Annotated in this window: 9 protein-coding genes and 3 pseudogenes; 3 read left to right on the top strand and 9 right to left on the bottom strand. The window is 69.4% G+C overall.

Going from position 1 to position 12,102, the window contains the following annotated elements; all coding sequences use genetic code 11:
• Positions 1-444: 444 nt before the first annotated feature.
• Positions 445-756, top strand: a pseudogene (locus ACIBVL_RS38925) (site-specific integrase); the annotation flags it as partial.
• Positions 757-940: 184 nt separating this feature from the next.
• On the opposite strand, the gene ACIBVL_RS38920 reads toward ACIBVL_RS38925, so the two are convergent.
• On the bottom strand, positions 941-1,777 hold the full coding sequence (locus ACIBVL_RS38920; protein WP_399105208.1) for an SDR family oxidoreductase: 837 nt from the start codon (positions 1,775-1,777) through the stop codon (positions 941-943).
• Positions 1,778-1,933: 156 nt separating this feature from the next.
• The gene (locus ACIBVL_RS38915) at positions 1,934-2,368 is read right to left on the bottom strand and encodes a nuclear transport factor 2 family protein (RefSeq protein WP_399105206.1); all 435 of its coding nucleotides are present in this window, start codon (positions 2,366-2,368) and stop codon (positions 1,934-1,936) included.
• 197 nt (positions 2,369-2,565) lie between these two features.
• On the opposite strand from ACIBVL_RS38915, the gene ACIBVL_RS38910 reads away from it, so the two are divergent.
• Positions 2,566-3,465, top strand: a complete 900-nt coding sequence (locus ACIBVL_RS38910; RefSeq protein WP_399105204.1) for a helix-turn-helix domain-containing protein — start codon at positions 2,566-2,568, stop codon at positions 3,463-3,465.
• 187 nt (positions 3,466-3,652) lie between these two features.
• Here ACIBVL_RS38910 and ACIBVL_RS38905 read toward each other — a convergent pair.
• Positions 3,653-4,036: pseudogene (locus ACIBVL_RS38905) on the bottom strand (Tn3 family transposase); the annotation flags it as partial.
• Positions 4,037-4,253: 217 nt separating this feature from the next.
• Between ACIBVL_RS38905 and ACIBVL_RS38900 the strand changes: the two are divergent.
• A pseudogene (locus tag ACIBVL_RS38900) lies at positions 4,254-4,610 on the top strand (GNAT family N-acetyltransferase); the annotation flags it as partial.
• A 3-nt stretch (positions 4,611-4,613) separates the two neighbouring features.
• On the opposite strand, the gene ACIBVL_RS38895 reads toward ACIBVL_RS38900, so the two are convergent.
• The 6 genes from ACIBVL_RS38895 to ACIBVL_RS38870 form a co-directional block, all read right to left on the bottom strand.
• Complete coding sequence (locus tag ACIBVL_RS38895) at positions 4,614-6,122, bottom strand: TraM recognition domain-containing protein (protein ID WP_399105202.1); 1,509 nt, start codon at positions 6,120-6,122, stop codon at positions 4,614-4,616.
• A 16-nt stretch (positions 6,123-6,138) separates the two neighbouring features.
• Positions 6,139-7,566 (bottom strand): ATP-binding protein, encoded by a 1,428-nt coding sequence (locus ACIBVL_RS38890; RefSeq protein ID WP_399105200.1) that lies wholly within the window; start codon positions 7,564-7,566, stop codon positions 6,139-6,141.
• Between the two features lie 9 nt (positions 7,567-7,575).
• The gene (locus ACIBVL_RS38885) at positions 7,576-9,117 is read right to left on the bottom strand and encodes an SCO6880 family protein (protein WP_399105220.1); all 1,542 of its coding nucleotides are present in this window, start codon (positions 9,115-9,117) and stop codon (positions 7,576-7,578) included.
• 23 nt (positions 9,118-9,140) lie between these two features.
• Complete coding sequence (locus tag ACIBVL_RS38880) at positions 9,141-10,481, bottom strand: hypothetical protein (protein ID WP_399105198.1); 1,341 nt, start codon at positions 10,479-10,481, stop codon at positions 9,141-9,143.
• Positions 10,471-11,292, bottom strand: a complete 822-nt coding sequence (locus ACIBVL_RS38875; protein ID WP_399105196.1) for a hypothetical protein — start codon at positions 11,290-11,292, stop codon at positions 10,471-10,473. Before ACIBVL_RS38875 ends, ACIBVL_RS38880 begins: the two co-directional genes overlap by 11 nt.
• Before the next feature lie 197 nt (positions 11,293-11,489).
• Positions 11,490-11,798 carry a hypothetical protein gene (locus ACIBVL_RS38870; protein WP_014673544.1) on the bottom strand — a complete coding sequence of 103 codons (309 nt, stop codon included), beginning with the start codon at positions 11,796-11,798 and terminating at the stop codon, positions 11,490-11,492.
• Positions 11,799-12,102: the final 304 nt, after the last annotated feature.

Here is a 12,102-nt window from a genome sequence, read left to right as displayed (position 1 = left end):
GGTACTGCAGGGGGGACCCTGTGGGAGAGTAGGACACCGCCGAACAATCTTTGGGAAAACCCCCGCACCTTTCGGTGCGGGGGTTTTCTGCGTTTAGGGTACTTGCATGAAGGATTTTGTTTCCGGTCGCGGGCGTCGCCTTTCTGGAAACGTATGAGGATGCCCTGGGGCGGCCGGATTCCTTCTGGCAGGAGAGGGCGCTGAGAGCCGCGGAGGGGCCGTCGGAGCTCGGCAGTTCGGGGGTTGAGGAACATCGGAACGAAAACCGGCGCTAAGCCTCCGTCGCCCCTGGTGGGCGGCTGACGGAGCGTCGGTCGCGGGACCGGTCTGAAGTCGTCCCACGGATAACGCCCTATTGTCTGCGGGAGCATGGTTCGTGAGCTGCGGTGATGCTCTCCGGGCCGCGCGTGAAGCGGCCCTGTTATCTGTAGCAAGGGGGAAGCGGTGCCCACCGTCGTGCAACTGCCGGCCGGGAAGGCGTTGACCGTCCGTGCGGTGGCGGATGCCTTCCTCGACTCGCTCCGGAACCCGAACACGGTCCGCAGCTACGCGACCGGCGTCGGCAAGACGGCCGAGCGGATCGGGGAGGGCCGCCCGCTGGGGTCGGTCGCGGACGACGAGATCGGCGAGGCCCTGGAACTGCTGTGGGGCACGGCGGCGGTCAACACCTGGAACGCCCGCCGGGCGGCGGTGCTGTCGTGGCTGGGCTGGTGCGCGGAGTACGGCTACGACGGCCCGGCGGTCCCGGCCTGGACCGCCGGATCGCACTGATCACGTCCAACGCGGACGGGCGGCAAGTGCCGGCCGTCTCCTCGGTCGACCACCTCACCGCAGAGGGCGGCCGGGCGATCATCGCGGAGAACCGCGCGGCATACATCGCCGAGTACGGCGAACCCGCTTTAGTCACTCGTCGTCGGCGGCGACTGACGCCTGGTCTCGGTCACCGGGCGGTTGTGGCCGCCACCGAGTGGGCGATGTCGCGATGAGCCTCGTGTTCGGCGAGCCGGCCGGTGAGGGCGGTGCGGACGTCTTCGTAGGTGTCGGGGCCGAGCGGGAGGCGGAGCGGGGTCGCGCCGGAGTCGATGAGGTCGATCATCGCGTCCGTGAGCTTCTCCGCGCTGTTGGGCACCGGGAAGTGGCCGCCGAGGAACGCCTGCCGGGTGTCGGCCGCGGGGGTGTTCTCGTACTCGGGCAGGGGCGGTGCGATGTCGAGCGACGTGCCGAAGCTGGTGGGGGTCGCACCCGGCTCGATGATGGTCAGGGCCAGGCCGAACGGCGCGATCTCGTGGGCGACGGTCTCGCAGAACCCCTCGATGCCCCACTTGGAGGCGTGGTAGTAGCCGAGGCTGGGGTAGGTGGTCTGACCGCCTGCGGTGGACACCTGCAGGATGCGGCCTCGGCCCTGGGCGCGCAGGTGCGGGAGGGCGGCACGGATGACCTGGATCGAGCCGAGCAGGTTGGTGTCGATGACGCGCCGGATCTGCTCGTCGGATGCCTCCTCGACGGAGGCGAGGACGCCGTAACCGGCGTTGTTGACGACGACGTCGATCGTGCCGAGGGTCTTGAACGCCTCGGTGACGACGCGACGCACTTGCTCGGTGTCGGTGACATCGAGCTGGGCGGTCCAGAGCCGGTCGCCGTGCTCGGCGCGGAGGTCGTCGAGAGCCTCGGGCCGGCGGAGCGTGGCGGCGACGCGGTCGCCACGGGCCAGGAGGCGTTCGGTGAGCAGTCGCCCGAAGCCTGAGGAGGTGCCGGTGATGAACCAGGTGGTGGTCATGGTGTGTCCTTCGCTGTGTGGTGCGCGTGGCTGGTCGCGGTGTCGCTGACGCGGACAGGGGTCATCGATGCGACGGCCTGGGCCTGGGCATGAGTCGGCCGAGCTGCTTGCGCTGCCGTGAGGCAACTCGGCCGGACTCGTGAAGGGGTGCCGTCGTCAGCGGGTGCCCGCCTCGGCGCGCGCGTAGAACGCGGCGAGCTCGTGGGGGTTCTTGGTGTAGACGTCGATCTTGCGCACCGTTCCGTCCTCGACCTGGTGGATCTCGACCATGGTCAGCGGGAACTCCTCACCGGTGGTGTGGGCCGTGAGCGTTCCGGTGAGCGTTCCGACGACGCCGGCCGGACCTTCGAACACCTCGGCATCGGTAATGGCAACGTTGGCGTAGCCCATCATCGCGCCCAGGATCGACTGCACGAACGCCTCCCGGCCCTGGTGTACGCCGCCGTAAGGGAGCTGGGTCGGCTCGTCGACGATCACCTCAGGGTCGAGCTTGGCCAGGACACCCGGCACATCGCCCCTGCCCAGCGCGTCATACAGCCCTCGCACGACCTCCGCGGGGCTCTCCGTCACCGTCTTCATCTGGTTGCTCATCTCGCGTGCCCTTCAGGTTTGTTTCCGGTACAAGAAAGATCGGCCGGCCGGGGGCGCCTGCGTCCTCGCACCGGTCGGGCCCCAGGGATCGGGGCACGCACCATGCAACGGCAGACGGCCGTGACCGGGGAGTCTCTGCTGCGAGGGGTACTGGCAGGGCCCCCCACCCCTCGCGCGGCCTGCCTACCCTGGTCGGCATGGACAACCGGGACGCAGTCAGCGCATTCCTCCGCTCCCGACGCGAGAGGATCACCCCCGAGCAGGCGGGTCTGCCGACCTACGGCCGGCGGCAGGTGCCCGGACTGCGCAGGGGCGAGGTCGCCACGCTCGCCGGGGTGAGCGTCGAGTACTACACGCGCCTGGAGCGCGGCAACCTGCGGGGTGTCTCCGACAGCGTGCTGGACGCCCTCGCCCAGGCACTGCGACTGGATGCCACCGAGCGCATGTACCTGTACGACCTCGCCCGCGCCGCCGGACCGGCGCCTAAGGCGCGGGCACGGCACCGGGAGGTCCGGCCGACGGTGAGGCCGAGCGTGGCGCGGATCGTCGAAGGCATGCCGGGGATGCCGGCGTACGTGATGAACAACCGCCTCGATGCGCTGGCCGCCAACGCGCTGGGCCGGGCCCTGTACTCGGAGATGTACGCCGACCCGACATGCGGGGCGAACGTCGCCCGGTTCGCGTTCTTCAATCCAGCAGCCAGGCGGTTCTACACCGACTGGGAGCGCATGGCCCGCTTCGCCGTGGGCGCGCTACGCGTCGAGGCGGGGAAAAACCCCTACGACCGGGAACTGTCGAACCTGATCGGTGAACTGTCCACCCGCAGCGACACCTTCCGCGTGATGTGGGGCTCCCACGACGTCCATGTCTTCCGCGAGAGCACCAAACGCCTCAACCATCCGCTCGTCGGCGAACTGGAACTCGATCAGGAGACCATGAGCCTGCCGGACGACAGCGGCCTGAGCGTGGTCGTCTACAGCGCGCCCCCCAAAACCGCCGCCGAGGACGGCCTGAAGCTGCTCGCCAGCTGGTCCGCCACGACCGGACAGGAGCAGGACGCACAATCCACCAGCACACCGTCGACCCGGCAGCCCTGACGGGCGACACCGGCCCGAAGAACCGCTCCGCCCCGCCTGCGGCCACCTGCGGAGCCCCATGTTCCCCAGCCCAGGTGACCGGGGCTGGGGAATTCCAGGCTCTGTCGGAGATCTCGTTATGCGCATCGTCGGACGTACCTCTTGGCCGTGGCTCCAGGGTCCTCCCATCCGGCGGCGCGGGACCGGGTCATTCCTCGTCGGTGGCATCCGGATCGCGCAGCGGACGCAGGCCGCCGGGCAGGTCGGGAAGCTGGAAGGAGTACCGGCCGAGCATGTTGACGTGATGCCGCACGAACGGGGAGAGGCGGGCCACGTCCTCGTCACGGACGTCGAAGCCGTCCGCACGCAGTTGGTTCACCGCGGCGTCCATGTACCGCGTGTTGAACAGCACGAGTGCGTTGAGGACCAGGCCCAGGGCGCCGATCTGGTCTTCCATGCCGTCCTGGTAGCGCTGGTAGAGCTGCCTGGACCGGCCATGGAAGATCTTCCGGGCGAGGGAGTGGCGACCCTCCTGGAGGTTCGCCTGGCTCTTGATCTGCCGCCGGTAGCCGGGCTCGTCGGCCGGGCGCACGGTCGTCCAGGCCCGCGCGTCCACCCACGCCCGCAGCTCCGCCTCCGCCTCGGCGAACTCCGTGTACCTCAGAAACTCGACCGGCACCCCGGACCTCCCGACAGTCAGTGATCAACACGACTGCTGAAGGCTCCGCCCCCGCCGAACCCCAGGTCAAAGCGCTCTCAAGCCCTCCAGGGGCTTAGCGCCGGTTTTCGTTCCGATGTTCCTCAACCCCCAGTTCGTCGCCGAGACGGCCGGCGGTGAGTGGGTGGGCTCGGTGACCGTACTCGTCGAGGAGGCCGGCAGCCTGGACTGGGCCGGACTTCCCGTCGAACGGCGGCAGGGACATGTGGTGGGGGTGTATGTGCGGCCCGAGTGGCGTGGCGGTGAGGTCACCCGCGGGTTGTTCCAGGCCGGTGTGGAGTGGGCCTGGAAGGCCGGGCTGGAGCGGGTGCGGCTGCTGGTGCACGAGAGGAATCTGCGGGCGCAGGCGGCGTACCGGAAGGTGGGGTTCGTGCCCAGTGGGGTGTCCGTGACGCTGGGGGACGACTCGGGGGATGTCGAGGTGGAGTTCGTGCGGGAGCCGGGGTAGCCCTCAGACCGGGAGTTCGTGATGTGGCCAGCGTGCTCGGGCCTGTTCGCGGGAGCGGAGGAGGGCCAGGGTGGGGAGGCCTCGTTCGGCTCCGGTCGCGAGGAGGTCCGGGAGCTGGGGGAGGGGGGCGACGGCCGCGATGTCGTCCAGGACGAGGGTCAGTGGTGGGTCGAGGCGACCGGAGGATGACCGTTCGGCCATGCGCCGGCCGCGCTCGACCACGCTGGAGACGAGGGCCGTAAGGAGAGGCATGGCGCCGGGGTTCGTCCTGGGGTCCTCGATGGATTCGCCGACCACATAAAGCGTTCCCCCCTCGGCCACGAAGGAATCCAAGGCGAGGGCATCACTTCGGTTTGGAGTGCATGCCTCGCGGATGTTGACCGTGGAGAGGGCGGAGAGGGCGCGCGTCGTCAGTTCCTGGGCGATGTCGCGGCGCTCGGGGTGCGCCGTGAGGGCGGCTTCCAGTTCGCCGGCGGAGCCGGGGGCGGCCTTGGGGTTCGTACGGAGACTGCGGACCGCTTCCTGGATGCCGGTGCCCTGGGACCAGCGGTGGACGTGGCGGATGGTGCGGCCGTCGATGGCGGCGGCGTGCAGGTAGCTGCGGAGGAGGGTTTCCGCGGTCTCGGCGACCGCCTGGTCCAGGCGGGCCGTGGGGCGTACGGGGGTGAGGAGCGCTGTCGCTCTGGAGGCCGCGGTCAGCTTGTCCTCACAGCCTGCGGTGGGGGACCAGTGGAGCCGGGCGGGGGTGTCGCAGCGGTGGGTGGGGTCGTAGAGGTGGACCGGGCCCAGCTTGGCTCTGGAGTCCTTGGTGTCCTGCCAGAGGGCGGGGTTGGAGGTGAGGATGAGGGCCGCGGCCTCGGCGTCCCGGACGGCCTGGGTGGCGGTCGTGTATCGGGTTTGCGGAGGGGCGTACTGCACCACGCCTTCGGCGCGGGGTGTCTCCCACCCGCCCGCCTGTTCACCCGGCAACGGAGGAGCGGGTGTCGAGGGCGTATGCGGGACCGGTGTCGAGGAGAGCGGCCGCGCCGGCGTCGGCGTTGTCCGGGGGCCGGTCTCGGGTTCCGGTTCGGTTCGGGGAGTGGGGACCTCGTGGTGGGCCGGAGGGGTGAGGGGCCCGGGGGTGGGTGTGGGGGCGGCTTTTCTTCTTGCCCTGACCGCCCTCCATCTCGCCACCGTGCCCATGGTGAACACCGTGAGGACGAAGAGGACCATCAGTTGGCCGATGAAGAGGCCCCAGAAGAGGCCGTAGCCGGAGAGGGCCGTGGGGTCGGCGTCCGGCCAGGCGCCGGGGATGTCGTGGGGGCGGGTGATGAGGTGGCGCATGGCCAGGGGGGTGCGGGTGAAGGTGACGCCGGTGGGCCAGGTGCCGCGGGCGAAGAGGGCGGCCAGGCCCGTGGCCGTCCAGACCAGGAGGGTCATGCCGAGGAGGAAGGCGAGTATGCCCACCAGGAGGCCGTCGGGGATGCCGCCCTGGCCCTCGCGGCGGGGGGCGCGTTCGTCATCCGGTCTCATGACTACCCCCTGCCGCCTATGCCACCGTCGACTCGGACGAGCCGTCCAAGTCGGCGAGGTGGTGTTCCATGAAGGCCGCCGCTCGCCGTTCCTGTTCGACTTCGGCGGCGTGCAGCGCGTCGTCGGCGGCGAGGTGGTCCGCCGACGACTCCGTCATCGCCCGGTCGGTGAAGACCAACGGGCGTTCCGTCTCCGTGACCAGGTGTTTGACCACCTGGACATTGCCGTTGACGTCCCAGACCGCGATACCCGGGGTGAGGGTGGGGATGATCTCCACAGCCCAGCGGGGGAGGCCGAGGACCCGGCCGGTGGCCCTCGCCTCGTCCGCCTTCTGTGCGTAGATCGTCCTTGTCGACGCCATCTTGAGGATCGCCGCCGCCTCCTTGGCCGCGGCTCCGTCCACCACGTCGGACAAGTGGTGGACCACCGCCACGAAGGACAGGCCCAGGCGGCGGCCGAACTTGAGCAGGCGTTGGAAGAGCTGGGCGACGAACGGGCTGTTGATGATGTGCCAGGCCTCCTCGACCAGGAAGATGCGCTTCTTCCGGTCGGGGCGGATCCAGGTGTGTTCCAGCCAGACGCCGACGATCGCCATCAGGATCGGCATGGCGATGGAGTTGCGGTCGATGTGGGAGAGGTCGAAGACGATGAGCGGGGCGTCCAGGTCGATGCCCACCGTTGTCGGGCCGTCGAACATGCCGCGCAGGTCGCCGTCGACCAGGCGGTCGAGGACCAGGGCCACGTCCAGGCCCCACGCCCTGACGTCGTCTATGGCGACGTTCATCGCCTCCGCCGACTCGGGTTCGGGGTGGCGGAGTTGTTCCACGATGTCCATGAGGACCGGCTGGCGTTCGACGATCGTCTCGTTGACGTAGGCGTGGGCGACCTTGAGGGCGAAGCCGGAGCGTTCGTCCAGGCCGTGGCCCATCGCGACTTCGATGATCGTGCGGAGCAGTGCCAGCTGGCCCGTGGTCGTGATCGACGGGTCCAGCGGGTTGAGGCGGATGCCGTGGTCCAGGGCGGCCATCGGGTCCAGGCGGATGGGAGTTATTCCGAGGGCCTGTGCGATGAGGTTCCATTCGCCCACGCCGTCCTCGCCCTGCGCGTCCAGGACGACGACCTGGCGGTCGCGGAAGCGGAGCTGGCGCAGGACGTAGGTCTTCTCCAGCGCCGATTTTCCGTTGCCGGACTCGCCGAGTACCAGCCAGTGCGGTGCCGGGAGCTGTTGGCCGTACAGCTGGAAGGGGTCGTAGATGTAGCCCTTGCCGGAGTAGACCTCGCGGCCGATGATGACGCCGGAGTCGCCCAGGCCGGGGGCGGCGGTGGGGAGGTAGACCGCCTGGGCCTGGCCGGTGGAGGTGCGGACCGGGAGGCGGGTCGTCTCCACCTTGCCGAAGAGGAAGGACGTGAAGGCGTCGGTGAGGACGGACAGCGGATCCCGCATGGAGTGCCCCTACCTTCGGATGCCGGTGGCGAACGGGAGTGTGTTCACGAACGCGCGATGGTGCTCGCGGTCGCACCACTCCAGCTTCAGGTACGACTTTCCTGCCGACGCCCTGATCGTCCGCTTGTCGCGGGCGAGGGCCTCGGGTGTTCGGGAGGAGACGGTGATGTAGCCGACGAGGTTGACGCCGGCGGCGCCGGAGGCCAGATCCTCGCCTCGCTGGTCCAGGCGGGAGTGGGCGGCCACGTCACGGGGGTCGACGGTGCGGTTCATCTTGGCGGCTCGGCTCGCCTCCGCCTCGTCGTTCGTCTTCTCCGTCAGCATGCGTTCGATGGCGACCTCGGTGGGTTCGAGGTCCATCGTGACGGCGACCGTGCGGATGACGTCCGGGGTGTGGACCAGCAGGGGTGCCAGGAAGTTGACGCCGACGGGTGTCATCGGCCATTCCTTCACCCAGGCGGTGGCGTGGCACCAGGGGGCGCGGGTGGACGACTCGCGGGTCTTGGCCTGGAGGAAGGTGGGCTCCATGGCGTCCAGCTCGGCCGGCCAGGCGTTGCGGCGGGTCATCGCCTGGATGTGGTCGATGGGGTGGTCCGGGTCGTACATGGAGTGGACCAGGGACGCGAGCCGGCCCTGGCCGAGGGGCTGGCGTACTCGGATGTCCGCTTCCTGGAGACGGGAGCAGATGTCCGTCAGCTCGCGGGCCATGACGACGGCCAGGCCTGCGTCGCGGTCCAGTTTGCGGCCCGACTGGGGGCGGGCGGCGCGGGCCATGGCGTGCGCCTCGGCGGCCAGCTCGCGGGTGTAGTGCATGCAGGCGACGAGGTAGGCGCGGTGCTGCTCGCTGCTCGTGGACACCATGGACTGGAGTTGGTCGTAAGACTGGGCGAGCCAGCCGGGTGCCTTGTCGTCCCCGCGCTGGGCGACGTCCTTGGCGTGGGCGTCGGGGTCGGCGGGGAGGGTGCGGGCGAGCATCTGGAGGCGGGTGACGAAGCCGTCGCCGTTGGCCACGTGCTTGAGGAGGGTGCCGAAGCGGTCGACGAGGGCCTCCTGGTCCTCGCTGTCGCGCAGGCCGACGCCCGGGCCCTCGATCTCGATGGCCGCGGTGACGGTTCTGCGGTCCGCGTGCAGGAGTACGGCGATCTCGTCGGGGCCGAAGGGAGCGGCGAGCCAGCTGATGCGGCCGATGCCCGGGGGCGGGCCGACCTCGACCTCCTGGCCGTCGAGCCGGGTGCCGGCCTCCATCGCGCCGGAGCGGTAGGTCGTGCCCTGGCGGAGGGTGCGCTTGTAGCTGCGGTTGATCTCGAACCACTTGTAGAACGTGCGGTGCTTGTACGGCACGTAGACCGCGGCGAGCGCGATCATCGGGAAGCCGGTCAGCAGCACGATGCGCAGGGCGAGGACGGGGACGAGGAGCCCGCACATCATGCCGAGGAACGCGCCGATGACGATGAGCGCGATCTCGCCGGTCTCGCGGTTGCGGCCGACGATCGCGTTCGGCCGGGCGCGGCCGATCAGATATGTGCGGCGGGGCGAGACCGCGTGGGACACATGGGCCACATGGGAATCTGTCGTCAACGCCCTTCACCTCCCGTGCGGTTGTTGCGGGTGTTGCCTGCGTGCGGGGTGTTCATCGGGCTGCTCGTGCGGGGTGCGGGCGCGGCGGAGGGGACAGATCCGCCGCCTCCGTTCGAGGTGCGCGAGCTGTGCGCCGCGACGCCGCCGGAGGCGGGGTTCGAGGGGCGGGCGCCGCCGGTTGCCTGGCCGCCTCCGCCGTTGTTGTCGGCGCGGGTGCTGTGCGTCTTGATGCCCTGGGCGACGAGGGTCGCGGGGGAGCTGATGACGGCGGCGGCCTTGCCTTCGGCGCCCTGCATGATGCGGTTGCTGCGGGAGCCCGCGATCTCGTCGCCGAAGCCGGGGACGAAGCGGTAGATCATCGCGCTGGCGAAGATGGCGAGCAGGATGATGGCGAGGCCGGAGACGACGGCGGAGAAGGCGTCGGGGCCGTCGTCGGCGGAGAGGGCGCCGGCGAGGCCCAGGACGATCACGATCACCGGTTTGACCAGGATGACGGCGATCATGATGCCGGCCCAGCGGCGGACGTGACTCCACAGGTTCTTGTCGACCAGGCCGGCGTAGACGACGGTGCCGAGGAGGGCGCCGACGTAGAGCAGGGCGGCCCTTATGACGAGCTCCAGCCAGAGGACGCCGGCGGCGAGGATGGAGACCAGGGAGACGACGATCAGCATGATCGGGCCGCCGCCGATGTCCTCGCCCTTTTCGAGGGCGGCGGAGAAGGTGCCGAAGAACGTGTCCGTCTGGTCGCCGGTGGTCTTCGCCAGGACGTCGGTGATGCCGTCCGTGGCGGATACGACCGTGTAGAGGATCAGGGGGGTGAAGGCGGAGGCCAGGACGGTGAGCCAGAGGAAGCCGACCGCTTCGCCGATGGCGGTGGTGAGGGGGACGCCGCGGACGGCTCGCTTGGCCACGGCCAGCAGCCACAGCAGGATCGTCAGGACCGTGGAGGCGGCGAAGACGACGGCGTACTGCTGGAGGAACTTGGGGTTGGTGAAGTCGACGTTCGCCGTGTCCTTCACCGCGTCGCTGAGCTTGTCGACGGTCCAGGAGGCGGCGTCGGCACAGCCCTTGGCGAGGGAGGAGAGGGGGTCGAGGGTGTCGGAGACGCCGGGGTTGGTGGTGCCGGAGCGGTTGTTGCCCTTCTCGCAGTACTCCTGAGCGGGGCCGCGAATGAGATCGCAGGTGCTGTCACTGGGAGAGGCGGAGGGCGATGCCGAGGGGGACGGAGACGGGCTGGGCGAGGGCGCGGCGAAGGCCTGGGTGGCCAGTAGCACCGCGGTGGTCTGGGCGGCGGCGACTGCGGCCGTCACCTTGAGGTAGAGGTGCTTAGCGCGCATACGTGAACCCTCCGTACTCCTCGACGGCCTTCGTCATGTCGTCGCTGGTGGAGGCCTTCTGGTCACGCCCGACCGGAACGGGGCCGTCCTTCTGCTGGAAGTCGGTGACCTTCCAGTCGTTGCTGGCCCAGGTGAGCTGGTACGTGGTGGTGAACCAGCTCTCGGAGACGGGATTGGTCGAGGCGTCGCCGGAGAGACCGAAGAGCGACGTGTACCAGACCTCGACGGTGGCGTTGCTCGCACTGGAAGCGGTGACCTTGGTGCCCACGGGGACGACCCGGGAGACGAAGGTCTGGCCGTCCGGGGCGGTGCCGTCCTTGTCGAGTCCGATGTTGCTCAGGAACGTCTCGTTCGAATACGCGGTGTCCAGGGAGGACCGTCTGGCGGCGGCGACGTCGGGTGCGTACACCGTGTCGACGATGTGGTGCCGGCTGTCCTTGTTGAACATGTCCGCCGATCCCAGTGCCACGGCGTAGTTGGCGGCCGCGCTCTGGGCACCCTGTGCGTCATGTGCGTACCCGGTCGGGATGCCACCGCTCTTCGCCTCCACCGGCTTCGTCCCCGTCGCCGCCGTTGCGGTGGTTTCCGGCTTCTTGCCGTCGCCGTTTGCCGTGGAGGAAGGGGAGTCGTCGCCTCCGCGGTTCGCGAAGGCGATGGCCGCGATGAGGAGGACGACGACGCCGACGACCGTGACCATGCTGCGGGAGGACGAGCGGGTGCCGCGGCGGGCGCCGCCGTAGGGGTCGGCGTCGGGCAGGCGGACGCGGGTGCCCGCCGGTTCGCCGTAGTCGTGTTCGTCGCCGGGAGTCATGCCGCGTACGTCCCCTCGCTGCCGTACCGAAAAGCGTAGAAGTACGACGGTAGCCGTGCTGGTTCCCGCGCGGGCGCGGTGTGGTGACTCGACATCAGGGAAACGCAACCTCAGCCGGTGGGCACGACGGGTGGGTGGGGGTGGAGGGGCGCCGCTGGGCGTGCCCGACGGGACTGGGACCGGGGGTGAGTGATGGACTACACGGCCATGCCGTACACGATCGTGAACAGTGTGCCGAGGGAGCCGATGATGAAGACGCCCGTCAGGCCGGCGATGATGAGGCCCTTGCCCTGTTCCGCACTGAAGGTGTCCCTGAGGGCCGTGGCGCCGATGCGCTGCTTGGCCGCTCCCCAGACGGCGATGCCGAGGCAGAGGAGGATGGCGACCGCCATCACCACCTCGATCATCACCTTCGCCTCGTTGCCCAGGCTGCCGAAGGGGCCCCAGTCCGGAGCGATCCCGCCGATGATGGTGTTGATGTCGCCCTTGTCGGCCGCAAACAGCATGTAAGTCACCGCCCCTGGTGGATAGTTCCGCGTGTCCCCTGCGGAGTGCAGAGGTCAGGCCTCATTGTCGCCGACGATGTCGCCTTCGTATGTCGACTTGGCGTCATCGACGGATGGGATTCGTATGAATGGTCAGTATGGTCACTCTGTGTATCACGGCTGGTCACGCCGGGCAATGAATGGCGTCCTGCCGATTCTGACGGCTGGTCGGGTGAGTGTACGTTTCGATGTTCTCATGACGCACGGCGAACGGGCCGCGGCTGGATGCCGCGGCCCGTTCGCCCTTGCCACGTGTGGCCCCCAC

The organism is Streptomyces sp. NPDC049687 (assembly GCF_044465285.1).
GTDB lineage: Bacteria > Actinomycetota > Actinomycetes > Streptomycetales > Streptomycetaceae > Streptomyces.
The sequence above is the reverse complement of the archived record's forward strand: the minus strand, read 5'-3'. Positions and strand labels throughout refer to the sequence as shown.

Coding starts and splice junctions, on each gene's coding strand:
- ACIBVL_RS38920 (WP_399105208.1), bottom strand. CDS start 1,777: ATGACCACCACCTGGTTCATCACCGGCACCTCCTCAGGCTTCGGGCGA.
- ACIBVL_RS38915 (WP_399105206.1), bottom strand. CDS start 2,368: ATGAGCAACCAGATGAAGACGGTGACGGAGAGCCCCGCGGAGGTCGTG.
- ACIBVL_RS38910 (WP_399105204.1), top strand. CDS start 2,566: ATGGACAACCGGGACGCAGTCAGCGCATTCCTCCGCTCCCGACGCGAG.
- ACIBVL_RS38895 (WP_399105202.1), bottom strand. CDS start 6,122: ATGAGACCGGATGACGAACGCGCCCCCCGCCGCGAGGGCCAGGGCGGC.
- ACIBVL_RS38890 (WP_399105200.1), bottom strand. CDS start 7,566: ATGCGGGATCCGCTGTCCGTCCTCACCGACGCCTTCACGTCCTTCCTC.
- ACIBVL_RS38880 (WP_399105198.1), bottom strand. CDS start 10,481: ATGCGCGCTAAGCACCTCTACCTCAAGGTGACGGCCGCAGTCGCCGCC.
- ACIBVL_RS38875 (WP_399105196.1), bottom strand. CDS start 11,292: ATGACTCCCGGCGACGAACACGACTACGGCGAACCGGCGGGCACCCGC.
- ACIBVL_RS38870 (WP_014673544.1), bottom strand. CDS start 11,798: ATGCTGTTTGCGGCCGACAAGGGCGACATCAACACCATCATCGGCGGG.